Genomic DNA, 18,653 nt, shown 5'->3' on the forward strand with positions numbered 1-18,653 from the left:
ATTCGTAAGCCATGCCCTATCAGATCACCATTCAGCCGAGTGGACATGTTTTCTTCGCCGAAGCCGGTGAAACCATACTGCAAGCCGCGCTTCGCGAAGGTTTTCCCCTTCCTTATGGCTGCCGGAACGGTGCGTGTGGAACGTGCAAGGGCAAAATCATACAGGGAACGGTCGATTTCGGCAGCTACAACGAAAGTGCGCTGTCGGAAGTCGAGAAAAAGGCCGGGATGGCGTTATTTTGCCGCGCCGTGCCGCTGGCGGAACTGGTAATCGAATGCCGTGAAATCGGAGCAATAAAGGATATCAAAGTAAAAACGCTACCATGCCGCGTGCACAAACTGGAGCGGGTGGCACCCGACGTAATGATTATTTCCCTAAAGCTTCCCACCAACGAACGCTTACAGTTTCTCGCAGGACAATACATCGATATCCTCATGAAAAACGGCAAGCGCCGAAGTTTTTCGCTGGCTAACGCCCCTCATGATGACGAGTTGCTGCAACTGCATGTGCGCAACTACCGCGGCGGGACATTCGCCGAGCATGTCTTCACCCAAATGAAGGAAAGGGATATCCTGCGCTTTGAAGGACCTTTCGGCACGTTTTTTCTACGTGAAGATTCGGACAAGCCAATAATATTCGTTGCCAGCGGGACCGGGTTCGCTCCCGTCAAGAGCATACTTGAGCATGTATTTCACGTACGCAATTCGAGCGCCAATGAACGACAGATGGTGCTTTACTGGGGCAACCGGACCACGGCGGATCTTTACCTCGCAGATCTCGCGGGCAGCTGGCAACAGCAACACGACAACTTCACGTTTATTCCGGTGTTATCCGAGGCATTACCATCAGATAGCTGGAACGGAAGAACCGGGCTGGTGCATCAGGCGGTAATGGAGGACTTTGACGACCTCGCGGGTTATCAGATATACGCTTGTGGTGCGCCCGGTATGGTTGAAGCCGCGCATCGGGATTTCACCCAGTTGCGCGGACTCCCGGAAGAAGAGTTTTTTTCCGATGCGTTTACTGCTTCTTCCAGCGAACCGAAAGCCTGAAAGAACGTTGACGTGCCCTGCCAGCGCGAGAACCGACTGGTGCACCTTATTAGCTTATTTGGGCAGGGCGGGGCGCTAATCCAATTCCAGACGCCTCAATGCAAGCTCCAGCCCTTTGTCATAGTGGTCCTTCGCCGGCTCCGGCCGCCCGACTTTTTCGTATAACCGCGCCAATGCCAGATGGGCCGTATAGCTCGGCTCCACCGAGAGGCTCGCCTCCAGATAGTTCTGCGCTTTGCCCCATAACTCGCAATGGGTGCAAAGTTTGCCGAGCGCGAGGAGGAGCGACGCGTCGTTAGGATGAGACTTGAGCCACGCCTCGGCGCGTTCGATTTGCCGGATAGCATCGTTCTCAACACATTCGCCATAAAGCTCGGCTAATTCCGAATCCCAACGATCATCAAGGCTCTGCTCGATTATCTGATGAGCTGCCCCACAATCGCTGAGCGTCGCATACGCGTGTGCGGCAGCGGCAGCCAGCTTGCTGTCCTTTTTATCAAGCGGGGAAATATTTTGCCAATATTCCTTTAGCGCCTGAGGGTCTTGCGTTCTGCTTTTAAAACCCTCCAAATGTGCATGACGTCGCCACTGCCTGATCAGGTTCATGTCGAGCGCATTTCGGCGCTCTAGCTGACGCAGCAGATCCAGTACCGCAACCCAGTCCCTCGAAAGTTGCCGCGCTTTAAGTTCGAGGCGCAATGCAGCCGTATGCTGTCGAGTTCCTGTCGTCCGCAATGCGTCTAAAAGTTTCAGAGCCTCGTCTGGCCGGTGTTCATCCAGCAACAATTCGGCATGAGTCATGAGCCGCAGCGTTACTTCGTCTGGTGCACTCGATTCCGCCTTGTCAATGAACTCGTCCCGCTGTGAATACCTTCTCAGTTCGTGCGCGGAGCGCGCCGCAATCGTAGCGTTGATCGCAGCCATTTCGGGAGGCTGTTCCATTTCCAGCGCCGCGGCGCATGCGCGCTCGGCCTTGGCATAGCGGCCTTCAAAGAATGCCCTGAGGCCATCCATCATCGCTGCATGAGCCTTCTCTCGGCGCTGCCGGGCGCGGAAATCGCTCACCTCGGCTGGCAGCCGGCTGGTAACGACAACCAGTCGCACTGCAAAATAAGCAACGAAAAGCAAGGCGAGGAGCACCGCCACCAGCAAATTAAGTGATAGCTCGATACGGTAAGGGGGGGAAACTACCAGCACATACCCACTGTTATATCTGGCTCCGAGCGTGACCGCTACCGCAAAGAAAAACAATGCGAGAAGCCAGACCGCTACTTTCACCTGTTTCCCCGGTCACGTGCTAAACGATAGTTCCGCACCGCATCCAGGCTGGCTGAAATACGAGGTAATTCGATGCCAACCTCGCTTGCACGCAACTGTTGCAGCGCTTCGAGCATATTGACGACGGGCAGGGATTTGTTATCGTAGTATCGGCCTATCCAATCTTGCGACGCATCGAGATCGGCCTTGAAACTTGCGCCATCTCGCGCCAGCAGAGCGAGCCGTGCCGATAACAGGCGCAACTTGAGATTCTCGCGCAGGAAATATGCCTGTGATGGCGAGAGCAGGGGGATATCCGGCTTATCCATGTGTTGAATACGCACCAGCCGTTTCATTTCGTCCCAGGTTTCACGCGCGAATCTGAGCCATATACTTTCCGATGCTGGTGTCTGATGTTGAGAAGCACCGGGTTCCGGGGGGCGCAGTTCCATTGCCAGCGGCAAAGCATCAACCGCAGCGGCAAGATTGTCGAGACGCAGGCTGATCCCCACCGTATCCAGATACGGCGCGGATTTCAGAACGTCCATGTCTTTGGATAGAATCTTGCGTAAGGGGGATAACTGAGGGCGGTCTATACGCTGCAGGCGGGCATCGGCCTCCTGCATCGCGATCAGTGCAGCCTTTACATTACTCGCCAACTGCAGCTGTTGATTCGCAATGAGCAGCAATTGCTCGACTTCCTCCAGCGTGGCCTCGTCGCGCGTTCGCGTAAGCTCCTGGTACAGCGCCTCCAGAGCCAGTTGCTGGCTTTGCGATTCAGCCAGCTTGGCTTCTAGCAGGCTGAGCTTCGTATCCAGCCTTCGTCCTGCCTCTGTTCCCTCAGTCGCAAGATGACGTGTTTCCTTACCTAGAGCATCTGCATCGGCCAGCCGTTTTGCGAGCTCATGTTGCAAGTCCCCGATCTGGTTGCGAGTGTCGTACCACTGCCAAGCCATGACAGCGATAATAATAAATGCAAAAATCCAGAGAGGGTTGAAACGCCTGGGCGGGTTATGCGCCAGGTCCTGTGGTTCATTATTATCCGCAGGTTGAAGTTCCGCACTCATTGTCTGGATGAAACACTGTTTTCAGCGCTAGCTCGCGACCGAAAATAATTTGACATGCCCTCAAGCAGACCATCATCGCCGGAGGGCGTAAGAATCACATGGGTAAATCCCAGTGTGCCGGCAGTTTCGGCTATTCGTTCGTGGGAGACAAACAGGGGCGCCTTCTTAAGCCATGCCTGTTCCGCGTCTCCCACCATTTCGCACAGGTTGCGCAGTCCCTCACTGCTGGTTATGGTAATCGCATCCAAGCCTCCGCTTGCTGCCATTCTCAGCGGCGTAATGTCGACCTCCGGCTTGACTCGGCGGTAGCACTCCACATATTCGACCGTGGCGCCGCGTTTCCACAGCGTGTCCCCAAGCAGCTCACGGCCGCCATCCCCGCGAAATATCACCACACGCTTATCCGCGACCTCCCTCAATTCCGCCACGTCGAGCAAGGATTCGCTATCGAAACGTTTAGCGGGTGCAATGACATTATCGAGGCCGAAATGGGCCAGCGCTCTCGAAGTGCCCTGACCAACGGCCGCAACTTTCAATCCGGGGGGCAATGGCCGCATTGCGCTTATTCGGGTCATCGCCTTGTTAACCGCGTTTGGACTGATGAAAATTGCGAGATCGAATTCATCCAGACGCCGGATCAACTCCAGCAACAGCCCCGGATTGGCCGTATCCCGAATTTCCAATACCGGAAATAAAACCGGATGACCGCCTGCCAGGCGTATTTTTTCGGCAAGCTGCCCCGCCTGGTGCGCCGGGCGCGTGACCAGGATATTGGCCCCCGCCAGCGTTTTAGTCACGGATGACTCACAGGCTCCATTGCTCTGGAACCCAAGGCTGCCAGTATTTCCTCAGCGCCCCGCAGCTTAAGATTCCTTGCCAGTTGTGCGCCCATTTCCGTACCTGTTTGGGGGTCGCCGCTCAATTCATCACTTATGATACGCATTCCATCCTGGCTCGCTACGAATCCGCGCAGCCGAAGTACGCCCGCACTGATTTCCGCAAAACCTCCCAGCGGAACCTGGCAGCTGCCGCCGAGCGCCCGGCTCATGGCCCGTTCGGCCTCCACACACTGTGCGGTTTCTGGATGATGAAGCGGCTCCATGAGCTTGAGCAGATCGGTTCTATCTGAGCGGCATTCGATACCGAGGGCGCCCTGTCCTACTGCCGGCAAACTCAGTTCAGCGCTTAATAATGCCGCAATTCGATCGCCCAGCCCCAGCCGCTTCAAGCCCGCGGCTGCCAGGATAATAGCCGAAAACTGCCCCTCGTCCAGCTTCCGCAAACGCGTTTGTACGTTGCCGCGGAGCGGCCGGACTTGCAAATGCGGGAAGCGGGCACGCAACTGACTTTCGCGTCGCAGGCTGGAGGTTCCCACAACGCTACCCGGCGGGAGCTCATCAAGACCGGTGTATTGATTGGACACCAGCGCATCACGGGGGTCTTCACGTTCCGCGATAGCCGCGAGAGAGAATCCCGAGGGCATATCCATCGGAACATCCTTCATTGAGTGAACGGCAATGTCCGCACTCCCGTTCTCCAGCGCTTGTTCCAGCTCTTTGATGAACAGTCCCTTGCCGCCGATTTTAGACAGCGATACATCAAGAATCTGGTCTCCGCGTGTCGTCATGCCAAATATGCTGAATTCGGTTTGCGGGTATAATTTCGACAGGCGGTCGCAAACGTAATTCGCCTGCCACAACGCGAGAGCGCTCTCTCGCGTAGCAATAACGACTTTTGTGGGTATCGATGAATTGGGCATTATTACGATGAGAAAATTAATGAATTATTTCCAACAGTTCATTTTAGCATGGCAGGCGGCTAGCCGGACTGCGCGAACGACACCTCAAAGTATGCCCCTCCCGAACGAGGTTGCGTTATGACACTCGTCGCTTCCCAAAGCGAAAACTGCGACAAGAATCCGGCGGTCGATAAAGACACCCTGGTGAAAGATGACCCTTTGCGCGAAGATATCCGGCTGCTGGGTCGAATGCTGGGTGATACCCTGCGTGAGCAGGAAGGTGAACCCACGTTTGAGCTCATTGAGAACATTCGTCAGACAGCGATCCGATTTCGTCGCGAGCAGGACCTGAAAGCACGGCATGAGCTTGACATGATACTTAATCAGCTCAGCAACAAGGCCACTGAAGCCGTAGTGCGCGCTTTCAGTCATTTCTCGCAACTTTCCAACATTGCCGAAGATCTGCATCACAATCGCCGGCGTCGCATGCATCTTCGAGCGGGATCGCCACCGCAGGCGGGTAGCGTAGGACTCGCGCTGGATCGAGTATTCGCTAGCGGTACAGACGGCGAAGCATTGAAAAAATTTCTCGCCAAAGCCCTGGTTTCACCGGTTTTAACCGCTCATCCAACTGAAGTTCAGCGCAGAAGCATACTGGATTGCCAGCTCAGCATTGCCCATTTGTTGAATGAGCGTGACCGCGTGCAGCTTACGCCGGATGAATTACGCAACAATGAGGAGGGGCTGCGCGCGGCCATTCAGATATTGTGGCAGACCAGAATGCTGCGTTCAGAGCGCCTTTCCGTGTTTGATGAGATCAAGAACGGCCTCGCCTACTATCATTATACTTTTCTGACTGAGGTACCGCGACTCTATGCGGAAATTGAAGACCTGCTTGAACGCCGGATGGGATCCGACGCCCCGCACATCCCGCCATTTCTAAGAATCGGAAGCTGGATCGGCGCCGACCGCGACGGTAATCCCTTCGTAACTGATGAGGTTATGCTGCACGCAGCCGAGCGCCAATCGGCGCTGGTGCTGGACTTTTATATGGGCGAGGTCCATCGGATTGGCCGCCGACTGAGCCTCACGGAGCGCCTCGTCGACGTGGACGACGAATTGGCCACGTTGGCGGAGGCGTCTCCCGATCGGGCACCCAGCCGTGCCGATGAGCCGTACCGGCGCGCACTGATCGGAATTTACGCTCGGCTCGCCGCAACCAGCCAGGGACTGGGTCATGTGATCAGGCAACGCCGTCCCGTCGGGTCTGCCACGCCCTATGCCGACAGCATGGAATTCGCGCACGAAATGGATGTCGTCATCCGTTCGCTGAAGCAGCACAAGGCGGCATTACTGGCTCGCGGCGACCTGCGTCACCTGCGGCGTGCCGCGGAGGTGTTCGGCTTTCACCTCGCATCGCTCGATATGCGCCAGCACAGCAATATTCACGAGCAGGTCGTGGCCGAGTTGTTCGATTACGGCGCGCATCGCAAAGGTTATTCCCATCTGCCCGAGGCAGAACGCGTACAATGGCTATTGGCCGAGATCAGCAGTCCGCGCCCCCTCCGTTCGCCTTATCTGGAATATTCCGAACTTGTCCAAAGCGAGCTGAGCCTTCTTCAAACCGCAGCGGATATCCACCGGCGTTTCGGTGGAGACGCGTTGCCAAACTACATCATATCCAAGACCGATGGCGTCTCCGACCTGCTGGAGGTTGCGTTACTACTGAAGGAAGTCGGTCTCCTGCAGGTGGGGGAGAAACCGAATCTGCGCCTCAACATCATTCCCCTCTTCGAAACAATCGCCGACTTGCGTGGCTGCGGCAAGGTTATGGACGAACTGTTCTCGCTGCCGTGTTATCGCAAGCTACTGGATTCGCGGCAGAATGTTCAGGAAGTGATGTTGGGGTACTCCGATAGCAACAAGGATGGAGGCTTCCTTGCGGCCAACTGGGAACTCTACAAAGCGGAAACTGAACTTACGAAGGTATTCGCCAGGCACAAGGTGGAATTGCGCCTGTTCCACGGTCGGGGAGGTTCCGTTGGACGCGGTGGAGGACCCAGCTATCAGGCCATCCTGGCTCAGCCTCCCGGGAGTGTTAACGGCCAGATACGAATCACCGAACAGGGCGAAGTAATTGGCAGTAAATATGCAGACCCCGAAATCGGGCGACGCAACCTCGAAACCCTGGTGGCGGCGACGGTCGAGGCCACGCTGCTGAGCCATGATACGCTGGGTGAGCGTGCCGCTGCTTATTACGAGATTATGGAGGCGCTGGCACAAGATGCGCTCGCCGCGTATCGCAATCTGGTGTACGAAACGCCAGGGTTTAACCGCTATTTTCAGGAAACAACCCCCATAAGGGAAATTTCAGGGCTGAATATCGGTAGCAGACCGCCATCGCGCAAGAAGTCGGATTTGATCGAAGACTTGCGGGCCATTCCCTGGGTGTTCAGCTGGAGCGTCAACCGCTCCATGATCCCCGGCTGGTATGGCTTCGGCACCGCTGTGGAAACGTTTGTGCAACACGAAGATGGAGGCGAAAAGGGCCTGGCGCTCCTGCAGGAAATGCACAGGGACTGGCCGTTCTTGCAAACGCTATTGTCCAACATGGACATGGTGCTGGCTAAAACCGATATGGGTATCGCGTCGCGCTATGCTGAGCTGGTGGCTGACATCGGTTTGCGAGAGGAAATTTTCGGACGCATCCAGATGGAATGGGACCGTAGCGTAAAATGGCTATTCGCCGTCACGGGACGAACGGAATTTTTACAGGACAATCCGACGCTGGCCCGGAGCATCCGTAACCGTACGCCGTATATCGATCCACTCAACCATTTGCAAGTAGAACTGTTACGGCGTTATCGTTCCGGTGATGCCACTGATGCGGTAAAGCGGGCTATCCAACTGACCATAAATGGCGTAGCCGCCGGACTTCGAAATAGCGGATAAGTTGTTCGGCAAGATGTTCACGACAAGCAACAGCACAATTTAAGACAGGACCGTGGCAAAAAAACTTTACATAAAAACCTTTGGCTGCCAGATGAACGAGTACGACTCGGAAAAGATGGCGGACGTGCTTTACGCCACGCAGGGCATGGAAAAGACCGACGATCCGGCCGATGCCGATGTGATTCTGTTCAATACCTGCTCAGTGCGCGAAAAGGCACAGGAAAAGGTGTTTCACGATCTCGGCCGCGTCAGGTATCTTAAGAGCCTCAACCCAGACCTGCTCATAGGCGTGGGCGGTTGTGTCGCCAGTCAGGAAGGGGCGGAGATCGTGAAGCGCGCGCCATATGTAGATGTAGTATTTGGTCCGCAAACTCTGCATCGGCTGCCTGAACTCATTTCAGCACGGCGCGCTACGGGCCGTTCTCAGGTTGACATTTCTTTTCCTGAAATTGAAAAATTTGACCAACTGCCTCCCGCCCGCACCGACGGCGCGACCGCATTCGTATCGATTATGGAAGGGTGCAGCAAATATTGCAGCTTTTGCGTGGTGCCTTATACGCGCGGAGAGGAAATTTCACGTCCGCTCGGTGACGTGTTAGCGGAAATCGCCGGATTGGCAAACCAGGGGGTCCAGGAAGTTACGCTGCTCGGACAGAACGTCAACGCCTATCGTGGAGTCGCTGATGACGGGGACGACGAAATCGCTGATTTAGCGTTGTTGCTTGAATACGTTCACGAGATTCCCGGCATCGAACGCATTCGCTATACAACTTCCCATCCCCGGGAATTCACCGGGCGGTTGATCGACGCGTACTCAAAGTTACCCAAACTGGTCAGTCATGTGCACCTGCCGGTTCAGTCAGGCTCGGATCGAATACTGGCGGCGATGAAGCGTGGCTACACCGCGCTGGAGTACAAATCCATTATCCGCCGCCTGCGCGCTGCTCGACCCGACATTTCTCTTACCTCCGATTTCATCATTGGTTTTCCTGGGGAAACAGCTGCCGATTTCGAGGCCACCTTGAAGCTGGTTGAGGATGTCGGGTTTGACGATTCCTTCAGCTTTATTTACAGCCGGCGTCCTGGAACACCTGCCGCCGATTTGCCTGATAGCACGCCACAAGAAATAAAACTTGAACGGCTACGACGACTGCAGGAAAAAATCATGCAACAGGCGCAGGCTATCAGTCAAAGCATGGTTGGCACGACACAACGCATTCTGATCGAGGGTGTTTCTAAAAAGAACCGCGATGAACTGTGCGGGCGCACGGATAACAATCGCACGGTGAACTTCCCCGGCGATCTGGAAGACGCACGCGATTTCATCAGCGTTAAGATTACTGCGGCTTTAACGCACTCGTTGCGAGGGGAAATCGTAAAGAACAAGGAGGGGGACAATATTGGATAGTGCATTGAAAGGCCTTGCGGTTGGGTCACGGTTGACCCACTATCGTGGATAAATCGTCCGGGGAAGCACCCGGGAGGAGTCGCCAGAAGTTCATTTCTTGCAAAGTAGGTGCGTCGCTGCCAGAATTAGCTACCTCACAACGAATTTACCGCGACGCTTCCCCGCGCCTTTGAAACCAAAGCCTGTAGAAATTTCGTTTTCCCCAGCCGATAATCAGCGCCTTGCCAATCTCTGCGGGGCGCTGGATGAAAACCTAAGGCAAATTGAGACCGTGCTTGACGTCACCATCGCCCGGCGCGGGGAACGTTTCAGTTTGCGTGGCAAGTCCAGCCAAACTGCGCTAGCGGCGGAGGTATTGCAGAATTTCTATAGCCGGGCACAGCACCATATAAGCATCGAGCAGGTTCAGTTGGGCTTGATCGAGGCGATGAACCCTCGTCATACCAAAAAACATCCCGCTGACGACGACGCAAAGGAGATAACGGAACCGGCGTTGCTGACGCGCCGCAACGATTTGCGCGGCCGAACACCACGCCAGGTCGAGTATCTCCAACAAATTCAGACCCACGACATCACGTTTTCCATTGGCCCCGCAGGAACGGGCAAAACATATCTAGCGGTAGCAAGCGCGGTGGACGCGCTGGAACGCGACATCGTCGCGCGAATTGTGCTCGTGCGTCCGGCGGTCGAAGCCGGCGAGCGGTTGGGTTTTCTTCCCGGTGATCTGGTGCAGAAGGTGGATCCTTATCTGCGCCCTCTATATGACGCGCTGTATGATTTGATGGGTTTTGATAAAACCAGTAAGCAATTTGAGCGCAGCGCGATCGAAGTAGCGCCGCTCGCATTCATGCGCGGACGCACGCTGAACCAATCGTTTATCATTCTCGACGAAGCACAGAACACGACACCCGAACAGATGAAAATGTTTCTGACTCGTATCGGCTTCGGGTCAAAGGCTGTGGTAACCGGCGACATTACTCAGATTGACCTGGCAAAACATCAGAAAAGCGGGCTCGTCGAGGCCAAGCAGGTTTTGGAAAAAGTGCGCGGTATCGCCTTTACGCATTTTGACGCAGAGGACGTCGTGCGACATCCTCTCGTCCAGCGAATCGTCAATGCTTACCAACAGTATGAGAAACAGCGGTAGCGTTGCCGAGTCCGCAGGAGTTGCTGCCAGGACGCCGAGGCTGAAACTGGCGGTACAGTATGCGACAGAGGTCCAGCAAGTGCCGCCCCGTTCCGAGTTTCGCAAGTGGGTCAAAGCCGCGCTGAAGCAGGATGCGGAAATTGTGCTGCGTATCGTTGATGCAGACGAAGGCCGCGATCTCAATCTCAATTTTCGCAAAAGGGATTATGCCGCCAATGTGCTGACGTTCGTGTATGACAACGTTGAGCGCAATTCCCAATCTCTGGCTGGAGACATCGTACTGTGCGCGCCGGTAATAGAAAATGAAGCCGGCGAGCAGCACAAAGCTCTGACAGCGCATTACGCGCATCTGACGGTGCATGGTGTACTGCACCTTCAGGGCTACGATCACCAGACCGACGCTGATGCAGCTGCAATGGAGCGGCTGGAGACACAAATCGTCGAAAAGTTGGGATATAAAGATCCTTACAGAGGAACCTCTAACTAAGTATGTTGCCGGAACCCACCGATTTCTTCACATGCCAACTGGCGGCATTTAGCCATGGATGAACTTCCCAAGCCTGGCTGGCTAGAGCGTATTACCGCCCTGATTCTCCGCCAGCCAGGAGACCGCGAACAATTGGTGACATTATTGCGTGCTGCCTTTGAACGCAATTTATTCGATTCCGATGCCTTGAGCATGCTTGAAGGCGTGATACAGGTATCAGAGATACAAGCGCGTGACATCATGGTTCCGCGTTCTCAAATGGACGTCATCGACATTAGCCAGACGCCGGACAAGTTTATTCCCTTTGTCATCGAGACTGCGCATTCGCGCTTTCCAGTTACCGAGAGCGATAAAAACAACGTCATTGGCATCCTGCTGGCGAAGGATTTGCTGCGCTATTACGCGGGTGAGGAGGAATTTGACGTACGCGAGATGCTGCGGCCAGTCGTGTTTATTCCTGAATCCAAGCGCCTCAACGTGCTGCTCAAGGACTTCAGGACGAACCGCAATCATATTGCCATTGTCGTGGATGAGTACGGCGGAGTAGCGGGGTTGGTTACCATCGAAGATGTGCTGGAGCAAATCGTTGGCGAGATCGAGGATGAGCACGACTTTGACGAAGCTGAAGACAATATTGTTCAGGACGCGAGCGGCCATCATCGGGTTAAGGCAATTACCGAAATTGCGGACTTTAATGAAAAGCTCGGTGGGGAATTAAGCGATGACGATTACGACACCGTCGGGGGTCTGGTGCTGCATACGTTCGGGCGCCTGCCGAAACGCGGCGAATCGGCAACCGTTGACGATTTCAGGTTTACCGTGTTGCGCGCAGATAGCCGCAGGTTGTATACATTGCTGGTCGAAAAGAATAGCGCCGAGATTGAGCAATAATATTGCTCGCCCCTGGGATGATGCCCGGCTTTAAATCCCTATATAGTGATTCTGTTTACACCGGGATGAGTAGAAGTTGTGCAGCACCGTTCGGCCATCAAGGGGTACAGATCACTTTGACTTGCAAGACTTTCGCCCAGGCGAACGATAGGCAAGAATCGCACTATAAGGCGCGCTCCGAGCCACCCCCGGTAGAGGTGGTGATTGAAGTTCCGCAGGGCAGCTTTCTCAAGCGCGGATCAACCGGTAAAGTTGACTTTATTTCTCCCCTCCCTTGTCCGTTCAATTACGGCTCAGTGCCCGGTTATATCGGTCTTGATGGCGACCTTCTGGACGCGGTGGTGCTCGGACCACGGCTTCCGTTGGGCACAAAGATCCGCGTCCGACCCTGGGGAGCGGTGGTGATGAGGGATCGCGGCCTGACGGATGACAAGCTTATCTGTGCTGAACATTCTCCAGACGCCGCGCAACGCCGTAAAGTACTGCGCTTTTTTCATTTCTATGCAAGGTGCAAGGGTTTACTGAATATCTGGAGAGGCCGACCCGGGCGCAACGCCTGCGAAGGCTGGTGCGAAGCGAGTGACGCGCTTGCTCGTGCACGGCCGCGAAACGGTTCCTGGCGGGGACCACCGCTTGAGTTCTGATAGGCATTAGTTGTTGATTTTTGCCAATGCCCGCGGACCATGGCAGAATTGCGCCCCTGTTAAGGAACCTCTGAATACGCTGAAGCCACGACTGTCTTATGCCTCTGCTTACCCTTGAAAAAATTTGTCTTGCTTTTGGGCATCACTCGCTGCTCGATCATGTCGACCTACAGCTCGACGCGGGCGAACGTATCGGTCTGATCGGTAGAAATGGCGGTGGTAAATCCAGTCTGCTACGCATCGTAGCAGGGGAAGCCAAGCCGGACGATGGGAGAATTTGGCGCGCACCCGCGTTGAAGCTGGCCTACGTGCCTCAGGAGCCGACGCTCGATCCAGAGCTTACCGTCTTTGAAGAAGTTTCAAAAGGAGTCGGCGCAGTCAGCCAGGTGCTAATTCGTTACCACGAGACGTCTCATCTATTGAGTGACGGCGGGAGCGACACCGAAGCGCTTCTTTCGCGGCTGCAAGATTTGCAAGCCGAGCTGGAAGCGCAGGACGGCTGGAGCATTCAGGCTAAGGTCGAAACCGCGATCAACAAGCTTAGCCTTCCTACCGATGCATTGGTCGGGCAGCTTTCCGGCGGGCAAAAAAAACGCGTCGCGCTGGCTCGTGCGCTGGTGTTATCGCCCGACGTGCTGCTATTGGACGAACCGACCAATCATCTCGACTTTCTCTCTATCGAATGGCTGGAAGAGCTCCTGAAGGATTTTGTGGGGAGCGTGGTATTCGTGACGCATGACCGCCGCTTTCTGAGCAATGTGGCAACGCGGATAATCGAGCTTGATCGAGGCAAGCTGACGAGTTTCCCCGGTGATTTTTCGGACTATCAGCGAAAGAAATTGGAAATGCTCGAAATTGAAGCCGTCCAAAATCAGAAGTTCGACAAGGCCTTGGCACAAGAGGAGATCTGGATACGCAAAGGAATCCAGGCGCGCTGTACCCGCAACGAGGGCCGGGTAAGGCGGCTGGAAGCATTGAGACTAGAGCGCGCCTCGCGGCGGGAACGCTCCGGAAGTGTCAATCTCAACGTGGACGACGGCGCAAAATCAGGCCGCATGGTAGCTGAGCTGGAACATGTCAGTAAAAGTTACGGCGACAAGGAAATCATCAAGGATTTCTCTTGCAGAATTATGCGCGGCGATCGCGTGGGCTTATTGGGACCGAATGGCGCCGGGAAATCGACCTTGCTCAAGCTGATACTGGGGTCTCTCCCGCCTGACACCGGAAACATCAGGCTGGGCACCAAACTCGCCGTAGCGTATTTTGACCAGATGCGCGAGCAACTCAATGACGACGAAACGCTGATAGACACGATTAGTCAAGGCTCCGATTTCATTGATATCGGTGGGACCAGAAAACACGTTATAAGCTATCTTGAAGACTTCCTGTTCTCGCCTCAACGTGCCCGCTCTCCGGTAAAGTCGCTCTCCGGTGGAGAGCGCAACCGTCTGTTGCTGGCAAGGTTATTCACGCGTCCGGCCAATGTGCTGGTCTTGGATGAGCCAACCAACGATCTTGATATCGAGACCCTGGAATTGCTTGAGGCACTGCTGCAGAACTATTCCGGCACGCTGTTCCTCGTGAGTCATGATCGAGAATTTCTCGACAACGTCGTTACCCAGGTTATTGCGTTCGAAGGCCACGGCATCCTGCGCGAATACGTGGGGGGCTACGAAGACTGGATGCGGGCGAAAAATTTCCAAAAAACAGTGCAAAAGCAAAAGGAGGCGCAACCGCCGGCAGCCAAGGCCTCCGCATCTCTTCCCCGGGTTAAATTGGCTTACAAGGAAACGCGTGAACTCGATGAGCTTCCGGGAAAGATCGAGGCGCTCGAACGGGAACAGGCGGACATCAGAAACCAGCTATGTTCTGCAGATATCTACCGGAATTGTCCGGATAAAGCCAGAGCCTTGGAACAGCGCCTTTCGGCGCTGGATGGGGAAGTTATGAGCCACCTTACGCGTTGGGAGGAGCTTGAAGCAAAACTTGCGTCCGGACACAGCAATTGATGATAAGTTCCCGTATGTCATGAATTTTATACATTGACCAGAAATGGCACATCGTTTAGAGTCGCTCTTTTTGAAAAAGAGGGCACTGATGATGAAACGACCAGCAATAATAGGCTTATTTGCGTGGGGTCTGCTTCTGGCATTAAGCGGTACCGCTCAGGCAGCCGGTGACCCGGCCGCAGGAAAGCAGAAGAATGCAATGTGCATTGGTTGTCATGGAATAGAAGGGTATCGGACATCTTATCCCACCGTATATCACGTCCCAAGATTAGGCGGTCAGCACGCCGAGTATCTGATCAAGGCGCTACAGGCTTATAAAACTGAAGCCCGGAACCATCCCAGCATGAAAGGTATTGCCGCCACGCTATCCCAACAGGATATGGAAGATCTGGCCGCCTATTACGCCGGCAGCGGAAAATAATCAATTCATTACGCAAGGAAAGAAGCCTCATGAAAAATCATATTATTGCCGCGGCAAGCGGCGCATTGCTGCTGATTTCCGGCCAGGGAATGGCAGCTGACCTTGATGCTGGCAAGAAGAAAGCGGCTGAGGTTTGCGCCGCATGCCACGGTCCGGATGGCAACAGTCCCGCTCCCGCCTTTCCTAAGCTGGCTGGGCAGCATGCGAGTTATCTGGCGAAAAGCCTGAACGAGTATAAGTCGGGCACAAGAAAGGATCCTATCATGGCAGGCATGGCTGCCGCCCTGAGTAAGGAAGACATTGAAAATGTGGCTGCATACTATGCCAGCCAGTCGGGTCTAAAGACCAAATATTAGACAGGAAAGCAGACAGGAAATGCACATCCTGTCTGCTCTATGCCCCTCCGGCTTCAATAATCCGCTTCACCTAGGCATTATTTTCCTGCCGGTCCAGGCATTCGAAGTACACCCTCGCATCCAGCGCCGTCTGATCGCGTTGCGCCTGCCAGATCATTTCCGCAAGACACTCCATGAGTTGATGTGTGGCGACATGTTCGTCGCCGGCTTTTTGTAACAGTCGCTGGAAACGTTTGCGGATTCCGGATGGCTGGTCTATTGAAAGCTGCTCCTTGATGGCCACATGCATGCTCATGTGCAGAAAGGGGTTGATATCGCCCATTTCGGGCAAATAATCCTTATCCCGGTATCGTTCCGGCGTTTCGAGCATTCGCTGATACTCGGGATGCAATAAAATGATCTCCAGCGCCATGTCTTCCATGGCGGTAAGCATTTCTCGCTGCCGGTACTTGCGCCAGACGTCAAAGAAAAACTGACGCGCCTGCTCTCTAGAAGGGCTGAACATCGACCACTCTGAATACGTCCAGCACGAGCGCGACAAGGAAGTTGCAGGAATAGCACCCACCCAAGGCAAAAAAGCATGTCCAAAGGCTTAGCATCACGACTGCAACGTTTACCTGGCAAGTCGTTATCATTTTCCGCTGCCGGTTCGTTTGACAACTCATTTGCTGAAGGAGGGCCTAGCAATGGCCGGATCAGAGGCTTCGTAAGCTGCCGCAGAAGCGATCGGATAAATGCTGTCGGGTTTCTCGAAATTTTTTTCCTTGTACTCGCACAGATCGTTAATGATACAGATCGCGCATTTTGGTTTCCTCGCGACGCATGTGTAACGCCCGTGCAGGATGAGCCAGTGATGAGCATCATGGCGAAAACCGGGTGGCACGTTCTTCAGAAGCTTCAGCTCTACCTCCAGCACAGTTTTTCCGGGTGCGATCCCAGTCCGGTTGGCAACGCGAAAAATATGCGTATCCACCGCCATAGTGGGTTCACCGAAGGCCGTGTTCAGAATAACGTTGGCGGTTTTCCGTCCCACCCCGGGCAGTTTCTCCAGCTCATCCCGGGTTCGCGGAACTTCACCCCCGTGATGCTGAATCAGCAATTGGCACGTAGCGAGTATATTCTTGGCCTTGGTCTTGTATAGCCCAATGCTCTTGATAAAATCACGTAGGCTTGCCTCCCCCAGCGCGAGGATTTTTTCGGGTGTATTTGCGGTGGGAAACAACTTGTGCGTTGCCAGATTTACGCTCTTGTCAGTCGCCTGGGCAGAGAGAATTACCGCAATCAGCAATTCAAATGGCGAGGCGTACTCCAGTTCAGTAGCGGGATTAGGATTGGCCAACTTAAAGCGTGTAAAAATTTCCTTTCGTTTGTTTGAGTTCATGGAAGTCTGAATGAATAATAGCCAGTGGCTCAGCCTGGATATGCTGTTATGTTTTCGTTGGCCCTTGAGTTCGGGTAGCCCTGGCTCGCTCGGCGGTGGCGCGCGACAGCGCGGCTTGAATAGCTGCTTTTTTACGGTCGCCCGCTACGGATGGGCTATTCGTGACCGTCACGGCTTCAGGCTCCTGCGCCATTCTGGCTTCGTTTTCCCTTTTTTCCCGCTCAAGCCTTTGCAGCCTGTACCGATAACGTTTCCGCGCATGATCCGCAGCGGCCTTACCGTCCCGCCGCGAGCCGTCATCCGTGTTATCGAACTGATTCCCGGCGCCGCGCCCAAACCTTTCCCTGGGCATCATGCTGATACAATCCATAGGACAGGGGGCAATACATAACTCGCAGCCGGTGCACTCCGCCGCGATGACAGTATGCATCTGCTTGGTAGCGCCCACAATCGCATCTACCGGACACGCTTGAATACAGAGGGTGCAGCCTATGCAGGCTTCCTCATTAATCAGCGCGACGATCTGAGGCTGGTGCGAACCGTGAGCAGGATTAAGGGGTGGCGGGCACTTACCCAGCAACTCGGCGAGCCTGCGGATACCTTCGTCACCGCCGGGAGGACATTGATTGATGTCCGCACCCCCCTCCGCGATTGCCTCTGCGTAAGGCAGACAGCCAGAAAACCCGCATCGCCGGCACTGGGTTTGCGGCAGAATGGCATCAATTTCTTCAATCAGCGCATTCTGTTTCATTGCGGGCCCATCGGTGAAGAAGCGTCGGGCGCGCATAAAGCTTGTGTTAGCTCCCGCACCAGATCGGGACCGCGATAGATCAAGCCGCTATAGATTTGTATCAGGCTCGCCCCGGCTTCGATTTTTTCCCTTGCATCCGCTGCACTCATGATACCACCGACCCCAATGATGGGTAGCGCCCCTTGCAGGGCCACATGCAAACGTCGTATCACGGCAGTGGCGCGCTGGGTCAGCGGCTGCCCGCTTAACCCACCGGGCTCGCTACCATGAGGGAGTGTTTTCACCTCATCACGGGAAAGGGTGGTATTGGTGGCGATAACCCCGTCAATCTGATACTCCATTAATAACGCTGCGATCGCATCAATCTGCGAGGGCTCAAGATCGGGAGCAATTTTAACTGCTACCGGGGTGTATTTCCCATGTTCATCAGCCAGCTTTTGCTGATCCAGTTTCAGCAGGTACAATAAATTGCTTAACTCCTCCGCGTTTTGCAACTGACGAAGATGGGGCGTGTTGGGTGAAGAGATATTGACAACGATGTACCCCGCATAGCGATACGCTTTGCGCAGGCAAAACAGATAATCGGCGGCCGCCTTTTCCATTGGCGTATCGAAATTTTTTCCAATATTGATACCGAGTATTCCCCGATAGTCGGCCTGACTCACGTTCGCGATCAGCCCATCTATGCCTTGATTATTAAATCCCATCCGGTTGATAATGGCCTTGGCCTGAGGTAGACGGAACAACCGCGGTTTCGGGTTTCCCGGTTGGGGACGGGGCGTCACCGTTCCGATCTCAATAAAGCCGAAGCCGAGTGCCGCGAGCGCTTCGATGTGTTCGCCATCCTTGTCCAGTCCCGCGGCCAACCCGACAGGATTGGGGAAGTTGAGGCCCATGACCGTCCTCGATGGGCAAGATATTGGCTCTGCGGCTCGCGAGCCGAACCGTTGGGCCACTTCGAGCGTCTTAAGGGTAACCCGATGAGCGGTTTCCGGTTCGAGACTGAATAATAACGGACGGAGCAAGGAATAAAGCATGGCTTCATTTTAACATCCCCGAACGGTTAACCTCCAAGGGGGAAAGCCCCTGGGT

General features: G+C 54.7%; 18 protein-coding genes. 10 read left to right on the top strand and 8 right to left on the bottom strand.

The features are described from left to right. Window positions 1-11 precede the first annotated feature (11 nt). Window positions 12-1,052: a CDP-6-deoxy-delta-3,4-glucoseen reductase gene (locus C8R31_RS13425; RefSeq protein WP_107694588.1), complete on the top strand. Its 1,041-nt coding sequence runs from the start codon at window positions 12-14 to the stop codon at window positions 1,050-1,052. Window positions 1,053-1,127: 75 nt separating this feature from the next. Here the strand turns inward: C8R31_RS13425 and C8R31_RS13430 are convergent, their stop codons facing one another. Genes C8R31_RS13430 through hemC form a run of 4 tightly spaced genes read right to left on the bottom strand, consistent with a single transcriptional unit; the run spans window position 1,128 to window position 5,135 of the window. After that, the gene (locus C8R31_RS13430; RefSeq protein WP_107694589.1) at window positions 1,128-2,330 is read right to left on the bottom strand and encodes a heme biosynthesis HemY N-terminal domain-containing protein; all 1,203 of its coding nucleotides are present in this window, start codon (window positions 2,328-2,330) and stop codon (window positions 1,128-1,130) included. Beyond that, a complete protein-coding gene (locus C8R31_RS13435) occupies window positions 2,327-3,376 on the bottom strand; it encodes a uroporphyrinogen-III C-methyltransferase (RefSeq protein WP_107694590.1) in 1,050 nt (349 codons plus the stop codon). The genes C8R31_RS13430 and C8R31_RS13435 overlap by 4 nt, the downstream gene beginning before the upstream one ends. Further along, a complete protein-coding gene (locus C8R31_RS13440; RefSeq protein WP_107694591.1) occupies window positions 3,373-4,173 on the bottom strand; it encodes a uroporphyrinogen-III synthase in 801 nt (266 codons plus the stop codon). Before C8R31_RS13440 ends, C8R31_RS13435 begins: the two co-directional genes overlap by 4 nt. Then, window positions 4,170-5,135, bottom strand: coding sequence for a hydroxymethylbilane synthase (gene hemC, locus C8R31_RS13445; protein WP_107694592.1), 966 nt, complete (start codon window positions 5,133-5,135; stop codon window positions 4,170-4,172). Before hemC ends, C8R31_RS13440 begins: the two co-directional genes overlap by 4 nt. A 117-nt stretch (window positions 5,136-5,252) precedes the next feature. Between hemC and ppc the strand changes: the two genes are divergently transcribed. The 9 genes from ppc (at window position 5,253) to C8R31_RS13490 (ending at window position 15,429) form a co-directional block, all read left to right on the top strand. Further along, window positions 5,253-8,066: a phosphoenolpyruvate carboxylase gene (ppc, locus tag C8R31_RS13450; RefSeq protein WP_107694593.1), complete on the top strand. Its 2,814-nt coding sequence runs from the start codon at window positions 5,253-5,255 to the stop codon at window positions 8,064-8,066. 52 nt (window positions 8,067-8,118) lie between these two features. After that, entirely contained in the window at window positions 8,119-9,474 is a 1,356-nt protein-coding gene (gene miaB, locus C8R31_RS13455; protein WP_107694594.1) for a tRNA (N6-isopentenyl adenosine(37)-C2)-methylthiotransferase MiaB, read from the top strand. Window positions 9,475-9,643: 169 nt separating this feature from the next. Then, window positions 9,644-10,621 (top strand): PhoH family protein, encoded by a 978-nt coding sequence (locus tag C8R31_RS13460; RefSeq protein ID WP_181320619.1) that lies wholly within the window; start codon window positions 9,644-9,646, stop codon window positions 10,619-10,621. Further along, complete coding sequence (ybeY, locus tag C8R31_RS13465) at window positions 10,605-11,108, top strand: rRNA maturation RNase YbeY (protein WP_107694596.1); 504 nt, start codon at window positions 10,605-10,607, stop codon at window positions 11,106-11,108. Before C8R31_RS13460 ends, ybeY begins: the two co-directional genes overlap by 17 nt. A 54-nt stretch (window positions 11,109-11,162) precedes the next feature. Then, entirely contained in the window at window positions 11,163-11,999 is an 837-nt protein-coding gene (locus C8R31_RS13470; protein ID WP_107694597.1) for an HlyC/CorC family transporter, read from the top strand. A gap of 116 nt (window positions 12,000-12,115) precedes the next feature. Next, window positions 12,116-12,643 carry an inorganic diphosphatase gene (locus C8R31_RS13475; protein WP_258192712.1) on the top strand — a complete coding sequence of 176 codons (528 nt, stop codon included), beginning with the start codon at window positions 12,116-12,118 and terminating at the stop codon, window positions 12,641-12,643. Window positions 12,644-12,741: 98 nt separating this feature from the next. Further along, entirely contained in the window at window positions 12,742-14,652 is a 1,911-nt protein-coding gene (locus tag C8R31_RS13480) for an ATP-binding cassette domain-containing protein (RefSeq protein ID WP_107694598.1), read from the top strand. A 91-nt stretch (window positions 14,653-14,743) separates the two neighbouring features. Next, window positions 14,744-15,073, top strand: a complete 330-nt coding sequence (locus C8R31_RS13485; RefSeq protein WP_107694671.1) for a cytochrome c — start codon at window positions 14,744-14,746, stop codon at window positions 15,071-15,073. A gap of 29 nt (window positions 15,074-15,102) precedes the next feature. Then, window positions 15,103-15,429 (top strand): cytochrome c, encoded by a 327-nt coding sequence (locus tag C8R31_RS13490; protein WP_107694599.1) that lies wholly within the window; start codon window positions 15,103-15,105, stop codon window positions 15,427-15,429. 70 nt (window positions 15,430-15,499) lie between these two features. Here the strand turns inward: C8R31_RS13490 and C8R31_RS13495 are convergent, their stop codons facing one another. From C8R31_RS13495 to C8R31_RS13510, 4 genes are all read right to left on the bottom strand, one after another. Then, window positions 15,500-15,934: a DUF1841 family protein gene (locus C8R31_RS13495; protein WP_107694600.1), complete on the bottom strand. Its 435-nt coding sequence runs from the start codon at window positions 15,932-15,934 to the stop codon at window positions 15,500-15,502. A gap of 156 nt (window positions 15,935-16,090) precedes the next feature. Next, complete coding sequence (gene nth, locus C8R31_RS13500) at window positions 16,091-16,810, bottom strand: endonuclease III (RefSeq protein WP_107694601.1); 720 nt, start codon at window positions 16,808-16,810, stop codon at window positions 16,091-16,093. Window positions 16,811-16,856: 46 nt separating this feature from the next. Further along, a complete protein-coding gene (locus C8R31_RS13505; protein ID WP_107694672.1) occupies window positions 16,857-17,561 on the bottom strand; it encodes an electron transport complex subunit RsxB in 705 nt (234 codons plus the stop codon). Continuing rightward, window positions 17,558-18,598, bottom strand: coding sequence for a quinone-dependent dihydroorotate dehydrogenase (locus C8R31_RS13510; RefSeq protein WP_107694602.1), 1,041 nt, complete (start codon window positions 18,596-18,598; stop codon window positions 17,558-17,560). The genes C8R31_RS13505 and C8R31_RS13510 overlap by 4 nt, the downstream gene beginning before the upstream one ends. Between the last annotated feature and the right edge of the window lie 55 nt (window positions 18,599-18,653).

The organism is Nitrosospira sp. Nsp2 (genome assembly GCF_003050965.1).
In the GTDB taxonomy this organism is placed as follows: domain Bacteria; phylum Pseudomonadota; class Gammaproteobacteria; order Burkholderiales; family Nitrosomonadaceae; genus Nitrosospira.